The sequence below is a fragment of the Amycolatopsis sp. 3B14 genome, assembly GCF_050958625.1.
GTDB lineage: Bacteria > Actinomycetota > Actinomycetes > Mycobacteriales > Pseudonocardiaceae > Amycolatopsis_E > Amycolatopsis_E thermoflava.
In genome coordinates, this window is sequence record NZ_JBHZEN010000027.1 from 39,524 (window position 1) to 59,704 (window position 20,181).

Consider the following 20,181-nt stretch of genomic DNA (forward strand, 5'->3'; position numbering starts at 1 on the left):
CCCGGACCCCAGTCATAGCAAGCCGGGGGAGGCCGGAACAAGGTTCAGTGAAGATCCATCCCGAGGTCGAGCGCGGGCGAGGAGTGGGTCAGCGCGCCGACCGCCAGGTAGTCCACGCCGGTCTCGGCGTAGGCCCGCGCGTTCGCCAGCTTCAGCCCGCCGGAGGCCTCCAGCCGCGTCTTCGGCGACACCTCGTCCTTGCGGCGCACGGCTTCCGCGCACTGCCCTGGCGTGAAGTTGTCCAGCAGGACCTCGTCGGCGCCGGCGGCCAGTGCCTCGTCGAGCTGGTCGAGCGTGTCGACCTCGACCTCGCACGGCAGCGCCGGCGCGTGCTCCCTGGCCGCCGCCAGCGCGGCGGTGACCGAACCGGCGGCCACCACGTGGTTGTCCTTGATCAGCACCGCGTCGCCGAGGCCCATCCGGTGGTTGACGCCGCCACCGCAGCGCACCGCGTACTTCTCCAGCAGCCGCAGGCCGGGCAGCGTCTTGCGGGAGTCCCGGATCGCGCAGCCGGTGCCGTCCACAGCGGACACCCACGCGGCCGTCGCGGTCGCCACGCCGGACAGGTGGCACAGCAGGTTCAGCGCCGTCCGCTCCGCGGTGAGCAGCCCGCGCACCGGTCCGCGGACGACGAGCGCGGGCTCACCCGCGACGAGCCTGCTGCCGTCCTCGCGCCGGCCGAGCACCTCGTATCCGGAGCCGAGGACCGCGTCGAACACCAGCAGCGCCACCGGCACGCCGGCGAGCGTGCCGTCCACGCGGGGAGTGATCTCCGCGACCGCGGTCGCCGTCTCCGGGACCGTGGCGGCGGTGGTCGCGTCCGGTCCGTACCGCAGGTCCTCCGCCAGCGCGGTCTCCACGACGCGGCGGGCGTCCTCCAGGTCCAGGTTCATGCCACTTCCTCCGTGCACACGGGGTCGGCCAGCACCGGCTGCCCCGACGGGTTGAGCCGGATCAGCTGACTGCGCTGCCACGTCACGTCGTCCCGGCCGGGGTGGTCGGCGCGGACGTGGCAGCCGCGCGATTCGGTGCGGCGCGCGGCCGCGGCCAGCAAAGCCTGCGCCACCAAGGTGAGCGACGCGTTCTCGACGTCGGCGTGGGTCCGGAGTGGACCGTCCGAAGTCGACAAGTCGAGCACCGCACCGGCCACGGCCAGCCCCTCGGCGTCCCGCCCGATCGCCGCGTACCGGCTCATCGCGCGCTGGAGCGCGTCCCGCTCAGCCATCCGCACCCGCCCCCACGCGGGTGCCGACGCCTGCTTCGGGTCGGCGAGCAGGCCTGCGGCGAGGTCGGCGGCCACCGCCTCGGCGGCGGCGCGCCCGGTGACCAGCCCTTCCAGCAGGCTGTTGGACGCCAGCCGGTTCGCGCCGTGCAACCCGGTCCGCGCCACCTCACCGGCCGCGTAGAGGCCGGCGACACCGGTGCGGCCGTCGGTGCCCGCGACAATCCCGCCGCAGGCGAAGTGTGCCGCAGGGGTGACCGGGATCGGATCACGCGCCGGGTCGACACCGATCGCCCGGCAGGCCGCGAACACCGTCGGGAACCGCTTGGCGAACCCGGGCACGCCGGTCGCGTCGAGGAACACGTGGTCGTCGATCCCACCCGGCGCCGAAGCGAGCCGCCGCGTGATCGCGCCGGACACGACGTCGCGCGGCGCCAGGTCGCCCAGCGGGTGCACGCCCTGCATGACGGACGCCCCCGCGCCGTCGACGAGCACCGCGCCCTCGCCGCGCACGGCCTCGGTCACCAGCGGGCACCGGCCGCGGGCGCCCGGCGTGTACAACACGGTGGGGTGGAACTGCACGAACTCCAGGTCCGCGGCCACCGCCCCGGCCCGCAAGCCGAGCGCGACGCCGTCACCGGTGGCGATCTCCGGGTTCGACGTGGCCTGGTAGAGCTGCCCCATCCCGCCGGTGGCGAGCAGCACCGCGGGCGCGCGCAGCACACCCGGCCGCCCCTCCGGGTCGAGCACCGTCACCCCGGCCACGTCGCCACGCGGCGTACGCAGCGCGTCGACCGCGATGTGCCGCTCCAGCACCGGCAGCCGACGACCGGTGGCCTCGGCGACGAGCGTCCGCTCGACCTCCGCCCCGGTCGCGTCACCACCGGCGTGGATCACGCGGAACGCGCTGTGCCCGCCCTCCCGGGTGCGGGCGAGCAGGCCGGAGGCGCCGGGGTCGAACCGCGCGCCCGCCGACCGCAGCCAGGACACGGCGCGCGGACCGTCGGCGAGGATCGCCCCCACCGCATCCGGGTCGCACAGCCCGGCGCCGGCAATCAACGTGTCGTCGACGTGCCGTGCGACCGAGTCGCCCTCGTCGTGCTGGTCCTCCATGACCACGGCGACGCCGCCCTGCGCCCAGCGGGTGTTGCCGTCCTCGACCGCCGCCTTGGTCACGACCAGCACCCGCAGACCGAGCTCCTGCGCGCGGATCGCCGCGGTCAGCCCGGCGACGCCGGTGCCGAGCACGACCAGATCCGCGCGAGCCTCCCAGCAGGTGGTTTTCGTCTTCTCGTCGATAACCGGGCCGGTCATTCGCCGCCGCCGGGCTGCCCGATCTCGATCATCCGCTGCACCGAGGCGCGGGCCCTGGCCGCGGTTTCCGGGTCGACGTGCACCTCGTCGGCGCCTTCGCGCAGGGCGCGCAGCAGGGCGGCCGGGGTGATCATCTTCATGTATGCGCAAGACGCCCGGTCGTTCACCGCGCGGAAGTCGATGCCCGGCGCGGCCTTGCGCAGCTGGTGCAGCATGCCCACCTCGGTGGCCACCAGCACCGACTTCGCCTTGGTCGCGCGGGCCTCGTGCACCATGTCCCCAGTGGACAGGATCTTCACCTTGTCCGCGGGCACCGCGCCCTCGCCCGCCAGGTAGAGCGCCGAGGTGGCGCAACCGCACTCGGGGTGGATGAACAGGTCCGCGTCCGGGTGGTCGGCCGCGCGCTGCGCCAGCTCGGGACCGTTGATCCCGGCGTGCACGTGGCACTCGCCGGCCCAGATGTGCATGTTCTCGCGCCCGGTCTTGCGCTTGACGTGCGCGCCGAGGAACTGGTCCGGACCGAACAGGACCTCGCGGTCGGCCGGGATCGACGCCACCACGTCAACGGCGTTGGACGACGTGCAACAGATGTCCGTCTCCGCCTTGACCTCGGCGGTGGTGTTCACATAGGACACCACGACCGCGCCGGGGTGCTGCGCCTTCCACTCGCGCAGCTGGGCGCCGGTGATGGAGTCGGCGAGCGAGCAGCCGGCGCGGGCGTCGGGGATCAGCACCGTCTTGTCCGGCGACAGGATCTTCGCGGTCTCGGCCATGAAGTGCACGCCGCAGAACACGATGGTCGACGCGTCGCTGGCGGCGGCGATCCGCGACAGCGCGAGGGAGTCCCCCGTGTGGTCGGCGATGTCCTGGATCGCCGGAGCCTGGTAGTTGTGCGCCAGCAGCACGGCATCCCGCTCGCGCGCCAGCTTGCGCACCTCTTCCGCCCACGCCTCGTCCGGCTCCACGCCGCCGTACGGGGTCAGGTCCACAGTCGCTGCAGTCATCGGCCCTCCTGGACCAGTCGCTGGTTTTCGCCTTACAATCGAAAACCGTGCGAAGTCATATTAACAGCAGCGCCCCCCTGGCACACGAGGTTTTGGCGGCGGTATTGCAGGTGCGTTGCGCCACACTGCAGGTCCTGCTGTGGCGCCGGGCGCTGGATCCGCACGTCGGGCGCTGGTCGCTGCCCGGCGGACGGTTGCGGCCGGACGAGGACGTGGAGACCTCGATCCGCCGCCAGCTCGCGGAGAAGGTCGACGTCCGGCAGCTGAGCCACGTCGAGCAGCTGGCGGTGTTCAGCGCGCCGGACCGCGTGCCAGGGCCGCGTGTGGTCGCCACGGCGTTCCTCGGTCTTGTCCCCTCCGACGTCGACCCCGAGGTCCCGGAGGACACGCGCTGGCATCCGGTGGACGACCTGCCGCGCACCGCGTTCGACCACCGCGACATCGTGCTGCGCGCCCGCGACCGCCTGCGCTCCAAGCTGTCGTACACCAACGTCGGCTTCGCGCTCGCGCCGCGTGAGTTCACCATCTCGGCCCTGCGCGAGCTGTACTCGGCCGCACTGGGTTACAAGGTCGACGCGACGAACCTGCAGCGCGTGCTGGCCCGGCGCGGCCTGCTCTCGCCCACCGGGCACACGGCCGCGCCGGGCCGCAGCGGGGGACGGCCGGCCGCGTTGTTCTCCTTCACCGGGAAGGGCATCCAGGTGACAGACCCGTTCGCGGTGTTCCGCCCGCCGCCCAAACGACGTTGAGCGAGAACCACCGGATCGACGTACCGTGTAGCCGTGGATGCGGAGCGGCAGGAAAGAACGACAGAGACCATCCCCCTGTTCCCTCTGCAAACCGTCCTGCTGCCCGGCGCGACGCTGCCCCTGCACCTGTTCGAGCCGCGCTACCGGCAGCTCGCGGTCGACCTGCTGACCGGCACGGTGCCGGACCGCCGGTTCGGGATCATCGCGATCCGGACCTCCGCCGTGCGCGAGGTCGAACACCTCGATCACGTCCACGCCATCGGCTGCACCGCGCTGCTCGGCGAGAGCGAGCGGCTGCCCGACGGCCGGTTCGACATCATCACCCGTGGCGAGCGCCGCTTCCGGGTGCTGGACATCGACAACAGCCGCGCGCCCTACCTCGTCGGCACCGTCGAATGGGTCGATGACGACCCGCTCCCGCCTACCGCCGGACGGGCGGTCGCCGGCCTGCGCGACGCGGCCCTGTCCGCGCACGGGGCGTACTGCGAGGCGGCCTGGCACCGCGACTCGTGGGCGGCGCCGGAATCGGAGACCGGACCAGGCGCGCTGTCGTACCTGCTCGCCGCCGACTGCCTGCTGCCGCTGGCCGACCGGCAGCAGCTGCTCGAAGAGACCCAGCCGCTGCGCCGGCTGCGGATGGTCAGCCGCATGCTGCGGCGGGAGGCCGGCTTCCTGACGAAGCTGCGCGCGGTGCCCGCTCCCCCACCCGAGCTGATCCAGCTCGGCCTGCCCGCCAGCCTGAACTGAGACGCTGGCCACAACGTTTTCGCAGGTGAGCGGGAACAAGGATCTTCCTGGTACCGTTGGACCTTCGGCGCTGGCAACAGCCCCTGCCACCAGCCCGCCGGATCAAGGTGATTGATCCGAGCCCGGCGTGGCAACCCAGATACCGCAGCAAGAAAAACCAGATGGGCCCTGACGCGTGCCTGTCACCCTTGCTGGTGCCTGGAGCGCCAGCTGAGAAACGAAACGCATGGAAGGAGGCGGCACGCCATGAGCCGCGACGTGATCGACTGGCGTACTCGTGCCGCCTGCCGGGACGAGGACCCTGAGCTGTTCTTCCCCGTGTCCGAAATGGGCCCGGGCGCCCGGCAGGTCGCACGGGCCAAGGCGGTGTGCGCAAGCTGTCCGGTGCGCGCCGAATGCTTGGCCTACGCACTGGACTCCGGTCTCGACAACGGCATCTTCGGCGGCACGACCGAGCAGGAGCGGCGGAGCCTGATCCGCTCCCGGCGGCGCGCCGAGGCGGCCTGAGACAAGCCGAACGGCCGGGACCCCGAGCACGGGGTTCCGGCCGTTTCGCGTTTCTAGCCCAGCCTGCGGCCGAGGTCGTCGCGGCCGTTCCAGCCGGCGAGCAGGCCATAGACCAGCGCGGTGCCCAGCGGCTGGGCCACCAAAACCCACAACGACTCAATGCGCGGCGCCCGTTCGATGACGTCGCCGATCGCGGGCGTGGTCGTGACCGCGTAGGCGCTGTTGGCGAAGGCCACGCCCATCTGGACGCCGAGCCAGGCCGCGAGCAGGCCGCCGAGCACCGCGGCGATCAGCACCACGGGCCCGCGCCGCTCGCGCAGCATCCACACCGCGACCCCGGTGACCACACCCAGGCCGAGGCCCAGCAACGCGTAGACCGCGAGGTCGTCGAAGCGGTGCCAGCTCTCCAGCTGCAACGGGATCAGCTGGCCGCCGTCGAACACGCGCACCCGTTCGGGCGGGGCGAGCAGCGACCAGAGCCAGCCGAGCGGGATGCCGAGCACCCCGATCAGCGACAGCAGGCTGACCGCGGGCAGCAGGTCGGCCTTCACGACCACCCGCGGCCGGGGTGGCCGCCGGTGGAACAGCACAGCGGACAGCTCCGGACCGGGTGCTCCCGGCCTGGCCTGCACCGGCGACGAGTCGGCCACCGCACCTCTTTCCGTTGCCGCTTGATCCGCCGCACCGAGATTAGCCGGTCCCCCCACCCGTGTACGCACCGTGTCGGCCGCGTCGCCGATCCAGTCGGCCAGGTTCACCCCGCCGGCCCCGCCAGAACACGGGTCAGGACTGGGTGTTCAGGCCCTTCTCGAACCGCTCGGCGTCGAAGTCGCCGCCGAACCACGGCGACAGCCCGGCGCGCGCGGCCTCCAGGAAGGCGTCGCGGTCCAGCGCGCCCGCACCCTCGGCGAGGGCGCCGAGCAGGGGCGATCCGGCGGCCACCGGCAGGTCGGACACATTGCACAGGGCGGCCAGGTCCGGCCGCGCGGGCCAGGACCCGATGACGACACCGAGCACGTTGAGGCCGCGCGCCGTCGCGACCTCGGCCGTCAGGGCGGTGGCGTTGAGGGTGCCGAGCCCGGCCTCGGCGACCACCAGCAGCGGGGCGGACAGCGACCACGCGACGTCGGCCAGGGTGGCGCCGTCGGCGTCGAAGCGGACCAGCAGCCCACCGGCGCCCTCGACCAGCACGAGGTCGTGCGTCTCGGCCAGCTCGCTCGCCGCCCCGGCGGCCTCGGCCGGCCCGACCGGCGCGATGCCGCTGCGCCGCGCCGCGACGTCCGGGGCGAGCGGGTCCGGGTAGCGGCGCAGCTCGCGGGCGGTGACGTCCCCGGCGAGGCGGGTCACCTCGTCGATGTCGCCGGGCTCGTCCGGGGCGACCCCGGTCTGCGCGGGTTTCAGCACGGCCACCCGGCGGCCCTCGGCGCGCGCGAGCGCGGCGAGGGCCGCGGTCACCGCGGTCTTGCCGACGCCGGTTCCGGTCCCGGTCACCACCAGCACGCTCACGGGATCCGACACTAATACCGGCGCCGGCCGGCTGGCTTTCCGGTGTGTGGCTACCCGGTGACCATCGGGTTGCTCTCCGCGGTCCCGGTCACGACGCTGTCGGCCGAGACGAAGGCGTTCGCCTTCGGGTCGTACAGGTGCACGCGGGCGGCGCCGACCTCGAAGTACATCCCCACCAGGTCGACCTCGCCGCGGGCCTCGGCGGCCGCGACCGTCGGGTACTCCCGCAGCCGGTCCAGCTGCTGCAGGACGTTGTGCAGCGCCAGCTGGTCGGCCTCGGAGCCGGGCAGCGAGTCGCCGATCCGGATGGGCGCGTGCGTCTTCGCCCGCTCCACGCTCGGCTCGGCGTGCCGGAGCCAGGACTCCAGCGCGGGGGCGCCCGCCGGCACGCCGCCCAGCAGCGCCTTCATCGCGCCACACGACGAGTGCCCGCACACCACGATCTCGCGCACCTTGAGCACCCCGACCGCGAACTCGACCGCGGCGCCGATGGACGCGTCCGAACCCGCCGCGCACGTCGCGTGGTCGGGCACCAGGTTGCCGATGTTGCGCACGGTGAACAGGTCGCCAGGGCCGCTGCTGGTGATCAGGTTCGGCACGATCCGCGCGTCGCCGCAGGTGATGAACAGCGTCTCCGGGTTCTGCGTGTCGGCCAGCTTGCCCAGGATCGGGCGGACCAGCTGCGACGTGCGCCGCTCGAACTCGACCATGCCGCGCCGCATCGAACTCTCCCGCGGCTGCCGCTGCTCCGGAACCTCGACCGGCTCCTCCTGCCGGGCCCGCTGCCAGTCCGACCACGGGGCGAACCAGCGCGGCGCGATCCGCTGGGCCTTGGCCTTGTGCACGGTCGGCTCGCCTGCTTTGCCCCGCTCGAACCAGGGGTGCCCGATCTCGTCCACGATCACCTGGCCGCCCGCCTCCTCGTGGGAGTGCTGCCAGGCCGACAGCGTGTCGAACGCCGCGTGGTCGAGGTAGTCCACGACGAGTTCGAGGGTCACCGTCGCGCCGCGCGGGATGGTGCCCAGTACCGAGGTCAGGCGCGGAATCGAGAGCGCGGACAACGCCCCCTCGACGACGACGCGCCACTTGTCGCCGTCGCGTTCGGCGTGGATGCCGGACCACAGCAGGCGGCGGAGCATGATCAGCGCGGCCGCGGCGACACCGATCAGCACACCGGTGAGCAGGTCGATGGCCACGACGCCGAGCAGCGTGATCAGGTAGACCGGCAGGTCGCCGTGCCGCAGCACCTGCTTGATGTGGTTGAGGTTGACCAGCTTCGCGCCGACATGCACCAGCAGGCCGGCGAGCGCGGCGAGCGGGATGTTGCGCAGCAACCCGGCCAGCACGGCGACGAACAGCAGCACCCAGACGCCGTGCAGGACGGCCGAAACGCGGGTGCGGGCGCCGGTCTGCACGTTGGTCGAGCTCCGCACGATCACGCCGGTGACCGGAAGGCCGCCGAGCGCGCCCGAGGTCATGTTGGCAGCGCCCTGGCCGAGCAGCTCGCGGTTGAGGTTCGCGCGAGGGCCGGTGTGCATCTTGTCGACGGCCACGGCGGAGAGCAGGCTCTCGACGCTCGCGACCAGTGCGATGGTGACGACGGCGACGCCGAAGTCGAACCAGCCGGTGTCCGGGAAGTCCGGCGCGAAACTGATGTCGAGCACATTCGCCGGGATGTCGACGCGCGGCACTTCCAGGCCGGCGACCAGCGAGAACACGGTGACCGCGACGATCGCGGCGAGCGGGCCGGGCACCTTCCGCACCGCGGCGGGGAGCTTGCCCCACACCAGCAGGATGCCGAGGGTGAGCAGGCCGATCAGGGTGGCGGGCCCGTGCGGGTCGAGGATCTGCGCCGGCAGCTGGAGCAGGTTGTCGATCGGCGAGCTCTGCGCGGTGCCGCCGAGCACGATGTGCAGCTGGGCCAGGACGATCGTGACCCCGATGCCGGCCAGCATGCCGTGCACGATGGCCGGGGACAGGGCCAGCGCGGCGCGCGCTATCCGGCTCAGGCCGAGCAGGATCTGCAGCGCGCCCGCCAGGACGGTGATGGCGCAGGTGGCGGCCCAGCCGAACTCGTTGATGGTCTCCGCCATGATCACCGTCAGGCCCGCGGCGGGGCCGCTGACCTGCAGCGGCGCCCCGCCGAGCGCGCCGGCCACGATGCCGCCGACGATCGCGGCGATCAGGCCGGCGACGATCGGCGCGCCGGAGGCCAGCGCGATGCCCAGCGACAGCGGGATCGCGACGAGGAAGACGACCAGCGAGGCCGGGACGTCGTGGCGGAGGTTGTCCAGCGCGGACCGCCACGAGCGGGGCGGAGCGTGCTCACGCTCCTGGGCAGAGTTGTCAATCATTCACGCCTCCGGTGCGGAAGTGCCCGAACATGGGGATGAACCGAGGGAAGACCGGCCCCAGTGACGGCCTGTAGCACCAGAGATACCGAAAAACGCCCGGGATGTCCGGTATGCAAAGAAATTCTCACGTTTTGTTCACAAAGTGTCATGACTGATGAGTAACGGCGTATTGGCGTCAGGCCATCAGTGTGCGTGACACAGGTCACCTAGCGGCTCGATGATCGACTCGAAACGTGACAGACAGTGCACGTGGGCGCGCTGCGTGGCTCTGATCACACTGAATTGGGTGAATTATTCACGGTGGCAGGTATTAGCGCTTCAGGCCACCCTCACGACTGGTCCCCAGCCGCGCCCGACGGCGTGCGCACGCAGGTGCAGCGCCCGGGCGCGGACGGTGCGGGATGACCGCGGGTGAGCGCGCCGCCCGGTGCAGCACGTCCGGGGTCCCCCGTCCCCGTGAGCCGGCCCCTACCCGCCGCCTCGGCGACAGGCGGGCTCGTCCAGCATCCAGACGTCATCCCTGTCCAGCACCCCAGACGCCATCCCGTGGGCAAGCCACGGGCGCCGCCGGCGTGGAATGACCGGGGCGAGCACACCACCGAGCGCAGCGCGTTACCCGGAGAACAGGCGTCGCCGCCCCGCCTCCACGTCACGGTCGAGCCCGTCCACCACCCAGACGCCGTGCGCGGGCCAATCGCGGCGGGCACCCTGCCGGGCGTGGAATGACCGGGGGCGAGCGCACCACCGAGGGCAGCGCGTTACCCGGAGAACTGCCGCCGCGAGACCTCCGCGTGCGCCATCCGGCGCAGGGCCGCGAACAAGGCGTCGCCGAGGACGGTGCCGACCACCGCGCCCTCGACGACCGCCTCGGTGGCGCCCTGCCGGGCCACCGTCGTCACGTCGCGCTCGGCGACCGAGGCCGCCGCCTCGGCGTAGCAGTCGAGCTCGTCCAGCACCCACTCGTGCCCGACCTCCCGGAGCGCGCACAGCACACCGACCAGCGACTCGACCACCGGCGATCCGGGGTGCACCTCCCAGTCCCGCTGCCGGGCCACCTCCTCGATCCGGCTCAGCGCCCAGGCCCGGTCGTCGGCCGTCACCTCCAGCTTCGCCATCGGCAGGCCGTGCTGCGCCAACCCGAGGATGTCGTGCGTCGACGTGGCGGGGTCGTCGATCGCGGTCAGCACCTCGCCCACCGCGGCCACGGACAGCCCGCCGATCTCCAGCAGGGCACGCACCAGCTTCAGCCGCCGCACGTGGGCGGGCCCGTAGCGGGCCTGGTTGGGACTGGTCAGCTCGCCGGGCGGGAGCAGACCTTCGCGCTGGTAGTACTTGATCGTCGCGACCGGGACGCCCGACTCCCGGCTCAGCTCCGCCATGCGCATCCGGCGTTCCTCCCTCTGGACACAGCCTCATGGGTAGAGTAGCTTCCCATTTCAGATAGTACAGCTATCCATTCTGGAGGCGATGAGGATGACCACCCTGTCCCTGCGCTCGCCCACCACCCGCCGGGCAGTGCTGCACTACGCCGAGATGTGGATCGCCATGGGCCTGGGCATGGCGATCCTCGGACCGCTCGTCCGGCTGGGTTTCGACGCGGCGGGCTGGTCGGCGGTTCTGGACCGCACCGACTGGCGGGCGATGATCATGGCGACCGAGATGGCCCTGCCGATGGCCGCCTGGATGCGGGTCCGCCGGCACAGCCGGCGCTCCGTGCTCGAAATGACCGTGTGGATGTACGTGCCGTTCGTGGTACTGCTCGTGCCGTACTGGACCGGCGCGATCTCCGGCGGCGCGCTGATGGGCATCGGTCACGGCCTGATGGGCGTGGCCATGGCGGTGGTCGTCTACCGCCACCGCCACGACCACCACTGACGTCTCAGCGGACCACCACCGGCAACGTGTTCAGGCCGTGCACGAGCGTGCTCTCCCGCCAGCGGAGCTCGCCCGGGTCGCCGTCGAGCTCGATCACCGGGAACCGGTCGAGCAGGCGGCCGAGCGCCACCTCCGCTTCCAGCCGGGCGAGCGGCGCCCCGACGCAGTAGTGGATGCCGTGGCCGAAAGCCAGGTGGCCGCCCGCAGGGCGGGTGACGTCCAGGCGGTCCGGCTCCGGGAACCGCTCGCCGTCGCGGTTGGCGCCCACCAGCGAGACCATCACGAACTCGTTCGCCGGGATCTCGACGTCGCCGATCGGCACCGGTTCCACCGTGAACCGCAGGGTCGCGATGTTGATCGGCCCCTCGAACCGCAGGAACTCCTCGACGGCGCCGGGCAGCAGCGACGGGTCGGCCCGCAGGGCCGCGAGCTGGTCCGGGTGCCGCAGCAGCGCCAGCACGCTGTTGCCGATCAGGTTGACCGTGGTCTCGTGCCCGGCGACGAGCAGCAGGAACGCCATCGCGACCAGCTCTTCCGGCGACAGCTGGTCACCCTCGTCCGACACGTGCACCAGGTCGGACAGCAGGTCCTGGGTCGGCGCCGCGCGCTTGGCGGCGACCAGCGCGGTGAGGTAGCCGGCCATCGAGCGGGCCGCGTCGTGGAAGTCATCCGCGGGCCCGGAGTTGAGCAGCGTGTTCGACCACTCCCGGAAGTCGCCGCGCTCAGCCTCGGGGATGCCCAGCAGCTCGCAGATCACCGTGATCGGCAGCGGGTAGGCGAACGCGTCCAGCAGGTCCACCCGGCCGCGCGCGGCAACCGAGTCCAGCAGCTCGTCGGTGATCTGCTCGATGCGCGGCCGTAGGCGGGCGATGGTGCGCGCGGTGAAGGCCTTGTTGACCAGCTTGCGCAGCCGCGTGTGGTCGGGCGGGTCGCTGTTGAGCATGTGGTGGCGCAGCAGGCTGCCCGACGGGTCGTCGCCGCCCGTCCCCCCGGTCGCCGTCAGGCGCGTCTCGAACAGCTCCTGCGCCCGGTTGGCGTCCTTGCTCAGCCGCGGGTCCGCCAGCAGCGCCTTGGCCTCCGCGTATCCCGAGACCAGCCAGACCCGCAACCCGCGCGGCATGATCGCGGGCCGGACCGGGCCCTCCTCGCGCAGCGCGCGGTAGAGGGCGTGCGGGTCCTGGATGATGTCGTCGTCGAGCTCGATCGGTTCGTCCACCACGCGCATTCGTGGTCCTCCCAGTGGCGTTCGTGCTCCGGCAAGTCGTCAACGGGCCACGGGCGCGATTGGTGCCCGTCTCACCGTGCGGCGAGCGCGTCGGCGACCCGGTCCACCACCCCCTTCCAGTACTCCCGCTGCACGGAGCGCTCCTCGGCGCCGGCGAGCCACTCCTGGTGGAAGCGGACGACCGTGCTGTTGCCCGACGGCGAGACCGTCACCTGCACCGTCGAATCGTGGTCCCAGTCCTTGGGCCGCCAGGTCAGCCGGATGCGGTCCAGTTCGCGATAACTGCGGACCTCGCCCGCCGTTCCGTCGGCCGTCTCGTAGCGCTCCCCCTTGCCACCGGGCACGCCTGCGCCGGGGCCGAGCCAGATCTCGGCGCCGGCCCTGCTGGTCAGGAACTCCCAGACGGTGGCGGCCGGGTGCGGCAGCGTCCGTGAGACGCCGACCTGCCAGCCCACGTCGGCTGTCCTGCCCACTTCCTTGGTCATGCGCTCATGATGGCAGGAGGCACCGACAGTTCCGGGCCCGTCATGGGGCACGATGGGAGATCGTGCGGTATCGGCCCATCACCTTCGAACGCCTTGCCGGGGAACTGGCCGAGCGGGTCCTCGTGCTGGACGCGCCGTGGGTGCGGATCGCCGTGGACGGCCCGGCGGGCACCGCGGCACTCGCCGACGCGCTGGTCGACCCGCTGCGGGTGGGCGGCCGCGCGGTGCAGCGGGTGTCCACTCTGGATTTCCTGCGGCCGGCGTCGCTGCGGTTCGAATACGGCAGGGAGAACCCGGACTCCCGCTACTGGTCCTGGCTGGACGAGGGCGCGTTGCGCCGCGAAGTGCTGGACCCGTTGGGGCGCAACGGAAGCGGCGAGGTGCTGCCCGCGCTGTGGGACGCGGCTCGCGACCGCGCCACGCGGTCCGCGCGGGTGTCGCTGCCCGCGCCGGGCGTGCTGGTCGTGGACGGCGAGATGCTCCTCGGACGTGGCCTGCCGTTCGAGCTGACCGTGCACCTGCAGCTGTCCGCGGGAGCGTTGCGGCGCCGCCTGCCGCAAGACGAGCAGTGGGCGCTGCCCGCGTTCGAGCGGTACGAGGAGGAGGTGCGGCCCGCGGAGATCGCCGACGTGGTGGTGCGCGCCGACGACCCGCGGCACCCGGCGGTGCTGGAGGGGGCCGCGTGACGGTCAGGGCGCGACGGCAGGCTCGCCGCTGAGGAACGCGCGCAACCGGGCGCCCAACAGGTCCCACCGCCACTGCTCGGTCACCCAGGCCCGGCCCGCGGCGCCCATCTTGCGGGCACGCGACGGGTCGTCGAGCAGCGGGGTGAGGGTCTCGACCAGCTGGTGGACGTCGCGGCCGTCGACGACGTGACCGGTCACCTCGTCGAGGACGGTCTCCGGGGCGCCGCCCGAGTTGCCCGCGACGACCGGCAGGCCCGTCGCCGAAGCCTCCAGGTAGACGATGCCGAGGCCTTCCACGTCCAGCCCCTTGCCGCGGGTGCGGGCGGGCATGGCGAAGACGTCGCCTGCCGCGTAGTGCGCGGGCAGTTCGGGCCACGGCACCGAGCCGGTGAAGACGACGTCGCCGGCGACGCCCTGCGCCTCGGCGAGCCGTTCCAGGGACTTCCGGTACGGACCACCGCCGACGAGCAGGAGTGCGACGCCCGGGACGCGGCGGCGCAGCTCGGGAAGGGCGTGGATGAGCATGTCCTGGCCCTTGCGCGGCACGAGCCGGGACACGCAGACGACGGTCGGCCGGTCGCCGAGGCCGTGCCGGGCGCGGATCTCGTCGCGGGCGGCGTCGTCCGGTTTGAACACGTCCGGGTCGACGCCCGGCGGCAGCAGCTCCAGCCCCGCGGACGGGCCGAACGCCGACGCGAACCGGCCGCGGGTGTACTTGCTGACGTAGGTGATCACGTCGGTGGTGTCGCCGATGCGGCGCAGCGCCTGGCGGGCCAGCGGCAGCATCGACCAGCCGACCTCGTGGCCGTGGGTGCTCGCGACGACCCAGTCCGCGCCCGCGGCCCGCAGCGGCTGGGCGAGCAGCGCCAGCGGGGCCGCGGCGCCGAACCAGACGGCCTGGCAGTCGTGCGCGCGCAGGATGTCCTTGGCGCGGCGGAGCACGTCCGGGGTGGGCAACATCAGCGAGGTGGGGTGCCGGACCACCTCGAACGGTGCGGCGGCGTCGAACTCGGGGTGCGACCCGGAGGGCTTGTCCCAGGACGGTGCGTAGACGACGAGCTGGTCCGGCGGCAGCAGGCGCGCGAAGGAGTTCAGGTAGTTCTGGATCCCCCCGGGCCGCGGCGGGAAGTCGTTGGTCACCAGCAGGGTCCGAAGCACGGGCTGGAGACTACTAGGGAGGCATTGCGGGTGCGGCAGCCCCGGGAACGAGACAGGGGCGGCGCCGGCCGTGGCCGGTGCCGCCCCTGTCGGGTGCCGAACTCAGCTCAGCGCGACGCGGCGGGCCGAGACGTAGTTGTTCTGCAGCGGCGAGATCTTGACGACGTCCCCGGTCTCGGGGGCATGCACCATCTTGCCGTCGCCGAGGTAGATGCCCACGTGGTGGATCGGCGAACCGAAGAACACCAGGTCGCCGGGCTGCAGCTGGGCGCGCGAGACCGCGACGCCGGCCGTGGCCTGCTGCTGGCTCGTGCGCGGCAGCGTGATGCCCGCCGCCTTGTAGGCGTACAGCGTCAGGCCCGAGCAGTCGAACGAGCTGGGGCCGGTGTCGCCCCAGCCGTACGGGCTGCCGAGCTTGCTCAACGCGACGTCGATCGCCTCCTGGGCGGCCGCCGTCGGGGCGGGCACGTTCGGCGCGAGGCCGCCCGTGTCCTTCTGCGCGGCCCGCTCGGACGCGGTGAGCCGCTGGCGCACCTGGTCCAGCTGGTCCAGCTGCGTCTGCAGCGCGGCCTGCCGGGCGTGCAGGTCGTTCAGCAGCGTCGCGGCCGCGTCCTTGGCGACCTGCGAGCGCGCCTGGGCGTCGGCTGCCGCGGCCTGGGCGTTGGCAGCCGCCTGGATCGCCGCGTTGTAGTCGGCGAGCGCCTTGTTCTTCTCGTCGGCGAGCACTTCCAGAGCGGAGGAGCGCTCCAGGAAGTCCTGTGCCGAGGTGCCGTTCAGCAAGGCGGACAACTTGTTGAACTGCACGCCGCCGACGAACGAGGCGTCGGCGAACTGGTCGACCACGCCCTGGTACTGGTTCTTCGCGATGAGCGCCTGCTGACCGGCCGCGTTGGCGGCCGCCAGGTCGGCGTTGGCCCGGTCCAGGTCGGCCTGCTTGGCGTCGAGGTCGGCCTGCGCCTGCATGGCCTCCTCGTTCAGCTGCTCGGCCTGTGCGGCGAGCTGCCGGTACTGCGCCAGGGCGTCCGACGACGTGGTGGGCTGCTGTGGGGCGGGGAGGGGGACCGCGCCGGCCGGAGCCGTGGGGAAACCACCGACCGCGAGTACCGCGGCGGCGGCGAGGGCTCCTGCGACCACGCGCTTGATGGGTTGCGACTGCACGCCGCGCGTGTCTCCTTTGCACTCATGTCGCCGCCGGCCGTCGCAGGAGGTCGGGGGACCCTCCACACGCACCGGTGCGGGCGGACACAAGCACCCGTAACCGGTCTACGACGGTAACCCGGCATGTCCAGACGCAGGGGGTAGCGCATCTGGGTCCATGCGTGGGTCCGGCACAGCTCCCCGACAAGCTGCTACGGCGACAATCTCGCGTCGCCGCCGCGGGCGCGACGGCTGCCGGGCGCGAGATCTCGGCCAGGTTACGAAACGACCGCCGTCGCGTCCACCAGGCACCAGGTAAAAACTTTGCGTAATCACCTCTCTTCCCGTTCGGACCAGCAGTTCCCCTGTGGGTGTGACCAAGACAACAGTCAGCAGGATCACGACTACTGACCGTTTGCCGCACGAAGTGACCGTTTGCCGCCTTCGGCGTGTCGGGGTCGCGCCAGGCCCGGCGGCCGCCCTCACCGGCGGGCGACACCGCCGCACCGAGCCAACCGGACATGCGCTTCGCGCCTGGAGACAGGCCCGGGACAAGGCCGCAACCGGGGTCGCTTCTGATCGCTTTCCCGTCCACGCCAGACGCCCCCGTTCGCTCGAAGCGACCGTTGCCTCAGCCGGCGCGGCGCTCGGGCAGCCGCACGTGCGGGCGCCGCCCCCGGGAGATCGTCCGTGGCGGCGGCACCAGGCCGGCGTCGGCGAGCAACTCGACCGCGGCCAGTTCCTCGAAGTCGAGTTCGACGACCGGCGGGGCGTCGACCACGGCGCTCAGCACGCAGTCGCCGCAGGCGCGGCCCCTCAGCGTGCACCGGTTGCACTCGATGATCACGGTGTTGTCGTTCATGGTGTGCCTCCTCGTTGCTACTGGGATGCACGGTACGAGTGACCACCGACAATTTCGGGCTGGCGTATCGAACGAATGGACCAACGGTGCACGAGAAAACCGCTGACCTGCGGAAACACCGGCAAAAAAATCTCTAGACCCGTCCGAGACGCGCCAGAAGCACCGCCGAAGCCACCGGGTGCGCCCCCGATCGCCGCACCGAGTCGGCCACCCCGCGGTCGGTCGAGGCCACCACCAGCGGGCGTCCCTGCGGCTCGGCCGCGACCAGCGACCGGATCACGTCGTCCGCGATCACGCCGGGGTCGGAGAACAACACGCGCACCCCGCGGGCGCTCACGGTCGGCACCGACATCACCTCGGCGCCGTCGAACACCACCGTGATCTCCGCGCCCGTCCGCGCCGCCAGCGCCCCGAGCTGCTGCACCAGCCGGTTCCGCTGGTCGGCCAGCGTGAGCTCCGGATAGCCGGTCTTGGTGACGTTGTAGCCGTCGACGATCAGGTGGACGCTCGGCAACGCGAGCAGCCGGTCCAGCACCGCCGGGTCCCGCACCTGCCGCCCGGCCCCGGTTCCCGACGAAGCGCCCAGCACGGTGTCCGCCGGGCGCCGCGCGCTGGTGTCCAGCGACAGCTCCCGCCGCAACCCCGACACCGCGCCCTGCAGGGTGTCCACGAGCAGTGACAGGCGCACCTCGTCGGCCTCGCGGGCCTCCTTCGCGGATTGGCGCGCGATCTCCGCGTCCGCCGCCGCCCGTTCGGCCCGCGCCCGCTCGGAAGCCGCGCGCTGCCGCTCACGCTCCAGCTGAGCGGTCACCGCGGCCACCTCCTGCTCCCGCCGCACATCGGCCTGCGCCAGCAGCTCACGCGCCTCCTCGGCGGCGTCCTTGGCCTGCCGCAGCTGCGTGCCCTGCTCGCGCAGGCGGTTGCGCAGCTTCGCCAGCTCCTCCTCGCGCTCCACGCGGGCGCCCTCGATCGCCTCCCGCGCCTCCGCCAGCTCCTCGCGCACCCGTGCCAGCTCCGCTTCCAGCCGCTGGCTGCGCGCCACCGCGGCGTCGCGCTCGGCCCGCAGCGCCGTCTCCGCCGCGTTCTTGACCACCAGCCGCACGCGGGTGGCCGCGCTGGCCTCGCCGAGCAGGACGGCCGCCACCGCGGCGGCCACCGGGTCCGGGTCGTTCGGGTCGAGCGCGTCGGGCCGGTACTCGCGCACCCACTCCAGGACGGCGGTGCGGAACGCGGTCGAGTCCTCCAGGGTTGTGAGGAGCGCCGCACCGCCCAGCTTCGCGCGCTTCGCCGGGGCGAACTTCGCGACCGGCCGCAGCTGCTGCGGGATGTCGATGCGCGGGATCTTCCCCAGTGCCTCGGCGGCCAGCTCGGCGAGCCGGCCGCGCACCGGCTCCGGCAGATCGCGCCAGTTCACGGACTTGGCGTCCGGCTCCGGGCGCGCGCTCGCCGCGGGCGCCCGGAGACCGGGGTCTTCGGGCTCTTCGGCGTGCACTGAGGGAAACATCCGTTCAGGGTAGTCCGCTTCGGTAACGATCACCGTTCGTGCCGTGATCCGGGATTGTCGGTGCCCCTCCTTATGGTGCCGATCATGCAACTCGCGGACGGCGCGCAACTGACCTTCGACGAACTCGGCACGCCGCTTCGGGACACCACGTTCGTCGTGTTCGACCTCGAGACGACCGGGACCAAGCCGGGCCCGGACGGCATCACCGAGATCGGCGCGGTCAAGGTCCGCGGCGGTGAGGTCCTGGGTGAGTTCGCCACCCTCGTCGACCCCGGGATGCCCGTCCCGCCGCAGATCGTGGCGCTGACCGGCATCACTTCGGCGATGCTGCACGACGCGCCGAAGATCGACCGCGTGCTGCCCGCGTTCCTGGAGTTCGCCAGCGGCGCGGTGCTGGTCGCGCACAACGCGCCGTTCGACACGTCTTTCATGCGCGCGGCCTGCCTGCACCACGGGTACCCGTGGCCGAAGCCCGCGGTGGTGTGCACGGTCCGGCTCGCGCGCCGCGTGCTGACCAGGCAGGACAGCCCCAGCTTCCGGCTCTCCGCGCTGGCCGCCCTGTTCGGTTCGCCGGTCACGCCGAACCACCGGGCGCTGGACGACGCCCGCGCCACGGTGCACGTGCTGCACGCGCTGCTGGAGCGGGTCGGCAACGTCGGGGTGCAGTCCCTGGAGGAACTGCTCGACTACCTGCCCGAGGTGACGCCGGCCCAGCGGCGCAAGCGCGGGATGGCGGCCCACCTGCCGGAGCGCCCGGGCGTCTACCTGTTCCGCGGGCCGGGCGACGAGGTCCTGTATGTCGGGACGGCGAGCAACCTGCGCCGCCGGGTGCGCCAGTACTTCACCGGTTCGGAGAGCCGCGGCCGGATCCGCGAGATGGTGGCCCTCGCCGAGCGGGTCGACGGCATCGAGTGCAGCCATGCGCTCGAGGCCCAGGTCCGGGAGCTGCGGCTGATCGCCGCGCACCGGCCCTCCTACAACCGGCGCTCCAAGAACCCGCGCAAGTCGTGGTGGATCGTGCTCACCGACGAGGCCTTCCCGCGCCTGTCCGTGGTGCGGCTGCCCAAGGACGGTGCGCTCGGGCCGTTCTCCTCGCAGGTGACGGCCAAGATCGCGGCGGACGCGCTGGCCGGCGCCGTCGGTCTGCGCACGTGCACCCAGCGGATTTCCGCGCACGCGCCGTCCGGCCGGCCGTGCGCGCTCGCCGAGCTCGGCCGGTGCGGGGCGCCGTGCGCCGGCCGCCAGAGCGTGGAGGAGTACTCCCCCGGCGTGCACGCGATCGTCGATCTGGTCGCCGGGCGCGGCACCCAGCCGCTGGAGTCCGCGCGCCGGCAGCTCGACGACCTGGCCGGGGCCGAGCACTTCGAGCAGGCCGCGCGGCGGCGGGACGAGCTCGCCGTGCTGGTGCGCGCGGTCGACCGGGCCCATCGGCTGTCGGCGCTGGCCGCGATCCCGGAACTGGTCGCCGCGGCCCCGGACGGCAACCGCGGGTGGGAGTTCGCGGTGATCCGGCACGGCAGGCTGGCCTCCGCCGGAGTTGCCCGCCGCGGCGTGCCGCCGATGCCGGTGGTCGAGCAGCTCGTGGCGTCGGCGGAGACGGTCGAGCCCGGCCCGGGGCCGCTGTACGGGGCGCCACCGGAGGAGACGTCGATCCTGCTGCGCTGGCTCACCCGGCCCGGCGTCCGCCTCGTGCGCACGGCTGTGCCCTGGTCGGAGCCCGCGCACGGCGCCGGGCCGTGGCGCGGCTGGCTGGAACAGGTCGCCACCGCCGTGTCGCTCGAGCAGGCCGGGTAGGGACGCGGGGAGCTACGATCGCCGCGCTACCCAATTACGCGAGGAGGACGCG

Annotated in this window: 19 protein-coding genes; 6 read left to right on the top strand and 13 right to left on the bottom strand. The window is 72.7% G+C overall.

Going from position 1 to position 20,181, the window contains the following annotated elements; translation table 11 throughout:
- Positions 1 to 44: 44 nt before the first annotated feature.
- From nadC to nadA, 3 genes are read right to left on the bottom strand one after another with little or no spacing between them, the layout of a single operon-like run.
- The gene (gene nadC / locus ACCP09_RS17055; protein ID WP_433747788.1) at positions 45 to 893 is read right to left on the bottom strand and encodes a carboxylating nicotinate-nucleotide diphosphorylase; all 849 of its coding nucleotides are present in this window, start codon (positions 891 to 893) and stop codon (positions 45 to 47) included.
- Complete coding sequence (locus ACCP09_RS17060; RefSeq protein WP_433747791.1) at positions 890 to 2,536, bottom strand: L-aspartate oxidase; 1,647 nt, start codon at positions 2,534 to 2,536, stop codon at positions 890 to 892. The genes nadC and ACCP09_RS17060 overlap by 4 nt, the downstream gene beginning before the upstream one ends.
- Positions 2,533 to 3,540: a quinolinate synthase NadA gene (nadA, locus tag ACCP09_RS17065; RefSeq protein ID WP_123685367.1), complete on the bottom strand. Its 1,008-nt coding sequence runs from the start codon at positions 3,538 to 3,540 to the stop codon at positions 2,533 to 2,535. The genes ACCP09_RS17060 and nadA overlap by 4 nt, the downstream gene beginning before the upstream one ends.
- 110 nt (positions 3,541 to 3,650) lie before the next feature.
- On the opposite strand from nadA, the gene ACCP09_RS17070 reads away from it, so the two are divergent.
- From ACCP09_RS17070 to ACCP09_RS17080, 3 genes are all read left to right on the top strand, one after another.
- Positions 3,651 to 4,289 carry an NUDIX hydrolase gene (locus ACCP09_RS17070; RefSeq protein ID WP_027934805.1) on the top strand — a complete coding sequence of 213 codons (639 nt, stop codon included), beginning with the start codon at positions 3,651 to 3,653 and terminating at the stop codon, positions 4,287 to 4,289.
- Positions 4,290 to 4,322: 33 nt separating this feature from the next.
- A complete protein-coding gene (locus ACCP09_RS17075) occupies positions 4,323 to 5,036 on the top strand; it encodes an LON peptidase substrate-binding domain-containing protein (RefSeq protein ID WP_433747795.1) in 714 nt (237 codons plus the stop codon).
- Between the two features lie 246 nt (positions 5,037 to 5,282).
- A complete protein-coding gene (locus ACCP09_RS17080) occupies positions 5,283 to 5,543 on the top strand; it encodes a WhiB family transcriptional regulator (RefSeq protein WP_017984038.1) in 261 nt (86 codons plus the stop codon).
- Positions 5,544 to 5,596: 53 nt separating this feature from the next.
- Here ACCP09_RS17080 and ACCP09_RS17085 read toward each other — a convergent pair whose 3' ends face one another.
- The 4 genes from ACCP09_RS17085 to ACCP09_RS17100 form a co-directional block, all read right to left on the bottom strand.
- Positions 5,597 to 6,193, bottom strand: coding sequence for a DUF2567 domain-containing protein (locus tag ACCP09_RS17085; protein WP_027934803.1), 597 nt, complete (start codon positions 6,191 to 6,193; stop codon positions 5,597 to 5,599).
- A gap of 133 nt (positions 6,194 to 6,326) precedes the next feature.
- Positions 6,327 to 7,049: a dethiobiotin synthase gene (bioD, locus tag ACCP09_RS17090; protein ID WP_208722414.1), complete on the bottom strand. Its 723-nt coding sequence runs from the start codon at positions 7,047 to 7,049 to the stop codon at positions 6,327 to 6,329.
- A gap of 50 nt (positions 7,050 to 7,099) precedes the next feature.
- Positions 7,100 to 9,403, bottom strand: coding sequence for a SulP family inorganic anion transporter (locus ACCP09_RS17095; RefSeq protein ID WP_123685363.1), 2,304 nt, complete (start codon positions 9,401 to 9,403; stop codon positions 7,100 to 7,102).
- 758 nt (positions 9,404 to 10,161) lie between these two features.
- Entirely contained in the window at positions 10,162 to 10,788 is a 627-nt protein-coding gene (locus tag ACCP09_RS17100) for a MerR family transcriptional regulator (RefSeq protein ID WP_123685362.1), read from the bottom strand.
- An 82-nt stretch (positions 10,789 to 10,870) separates the two neighbouring features.
- On the opposite strand from ACCP09_RS17100, the gene ACCP09_RS17105 reads away from it, so the two are divergent.
- A complete protein-coding gene (locus tag ACCP09_RS17105) occupies positions 10,871 to 11,278 on the top strand; it encodes a hypothetical protein (protein WP_231960766.1) in 408 nt (135 codons plus the stop codon).
- 4 nt (positions 11,279 to 11,282) lie between these two features.
- Here ACCP09_RS17105 and ACCP09_RS17110 read toward each other — a convergent pair whose 3' ends face one another.
- On the bottom strand, positions 11,283 to 12,503 hold the full coding sequence (locus ACCP09_RS17110; protein WP_378363373.1) for a cytochrome P450 family protein: 1,221 nt from the start codon (positions 12,501 to 12,503) through the stop codon (positions 11,283 to 11,285).
- A 71-nt stretch (positions 12,504 to 12,574) separates the two neighbouring features.
- Positions 12,575 to 12,988, bottom strand: a complete 414-nt coding sequence (locus ACCP09_RS17115) for an SRPBCC family protein (RefSeq protein ID WP_433747802.1) — start codon at positions 12,986 to 12,988, stop codon at positions 12,575 to 12,577.
- 62 nt (positions 12,989 to 13,050) lie between these two features.
- Here ACCP09_RS17115 and ACCP09_RS17120 point away from each other — a divergent pair, with 62 nt between their 5' ends.
- Positions 13,051 to 13,674, top strand: coding sequence for a uridine kinase (locus ACCP09_RS17120; RefSeq protein ID WP_433747805.1), 624 nt, complete (start codon positions 13,051 to 13,053; stop codon positions 13,672 to 13,674).
- Positions 13,675 to 13,677: 3 nt separating this feature from the next.
- On the opposite strand, the gene ACCP09_RS17125 is transcribed toward ACCP09_RS17120, so the two are convergent.
- The 4 genes from ACCP09_RS17125 to ACCP09_RS17140 all read right to left on the bottom strand — a co-directional run bounded on the left by ACCP09_RS17125 (position 13,678) and on the right by ACCP09_RS17140 (position 18,335).
- On the bottom strand, positions 13,678 to 14,832 hold the full coding sequence (locus tag ACCP09_RS17125) for a glycosyltransferase family 4 protein (protein ID WP_027934795.1): 1,155 nt from the start codon (positions 14,830 to 14,832) through the stop codon (positions 13,678 to 13,680).
- 102 nt (positions 14,833 to 14,934) lie between these two features.
- On the bottom strand, positions 14,935 to 15,990 hold the full coding sequence (locus tag ACCP09_RS17130) for a C40 family peptidase (protein WP_123685357.1): 1,056 nt from the start codon (positions 15,988 to 15,990) through the stop codon (positions 14,935 to 14,937).
- 610 nt (positions 15,991 to 16,600) lie between these two features.
- Positions 16,601 to 16,831: a hypothetical protein gene (locus tag ACCP09_RS17135; RefSeq protein ID WP_020421859.1), complete on the bottom strand. Its 231-nt coding sequence runs from the start codon at positions 16,829 to 16,831 to the stop codon at positions 16,601 to 16,603.
- Between the two features lie 133 nt (positions 16,832 to 16,964).
- Positions 16,965 to 18,335, bottom strand: coding sequence for an NYN domain-containing protein (locus tag ACCP09_RS17140; RefSeq protein ID WP_027934793.1), 1,371 nt, complete (start codon positions 18,333 to 18,335; stop codon positions 16,965 to 16,967).
- 72 nt (positions 18,336 to 18,407) lie between these two features.
- On the opposite strand from ACCP09_RS17140, the gene ACCP09_RS17145 reads away from it, so the two are divergent.
- Positions 18,408 to 20,129: a DEDD exonuclease domain-containing protein gene (locus tag ACCP09_RS17145; protein WP_433747859.1), complete on the top strand. Its 1,722-nt coding sequence runs from the start codon at positions 18,408 to 18,410 to the stop codon at positions 20,127 to 20,129.
- The last annotated feature ends 52 nt before the right edge of the window (positions 20,130 to 20,181 follow it).

Coding starts and splice junctions, on each gene's coding strand:
- nadC (WP_433747788.1), bottom strand. CDS start 893: ATGAACCTGGACCTGGAGGACGCCCGCCGCGTCGTGGAGACCGCGCTG.
- ACCP09_RS17060 (WP_433747791.1), bottom strand. CDS start 2,536: ATGACCGGCCCGGTTATCGACGAGAAGACGAAAACCACCTGCTGGGAG.
- nadA (WP_123685367.1), bottom strand. CDS start 3,540: ATGACTGCAGCGACTGTGGACCTGACCCCGTACGGCGGCGTGGAGCCG.
- ACCP09_RS17080 (WP_017984038.1), top strand. CDS start 5,283: ATGAGCCGCGACGTGATCGACTGGCGTACTCGTGCCGCCTGCCGGGAC.
- ACCP09_RS17095 (WP_123685363.1), bottom strand. CDS start 9,403: ATGATTGACAACTCTGCCCAGGAGCGTGAGCACGCTCCGCCCCGCTCG.
- ACCP09_RS17100 (WP_123685362.1), bottom strand. CDS start 10,788: ATGCGCATGGCGGAGCTGAGCCGGGAGTCGGGCGTCCCGGTCGCGACG.
- ACCP09_RS17105 (WP_231960766.1), top strand. CDS start 10,871: ATGAGGATGACCACCCTGTCCCTGCGCTCGCCCACCACCCGCCGGGCA.
- ACCP09_RS17110 (WP_378363373.1), bottom strand. CDS start 12,503: ATGCGCGTGGTGGACGAACCGATCGAGCTCGACGACGACATCATCCAG.
- ACCP09_RS17115 (WP_433747802.1), bottom strand. CDS start 12,988: ATGACCAAGGAAGTGGGCAGGACAGCCGACGTGGGCTGGCAGGTCGGC.
- ACCP09_RS17135 (WP_020421859.1), bottom strand. CDS start 16,831: ATGAACGACAACACCGTGATCATCGAGTGCAACCGGTGCACGCTGAGG.
- ACCP09_RS17140 (WP_027934793.1), bottom strand. CDS start 18,335: ATGTTTCCCTCAGTGCACGCCGAAGAGCCCGAAGACCCCGGTCTCCGG.
- ACCP09_RS17145 (WP_433747859.1), top strand. CDS start 18,408: ATGGTGCCGATCATGCAACTCGCGGACGGCGCGCAACTGACCTTCGAC.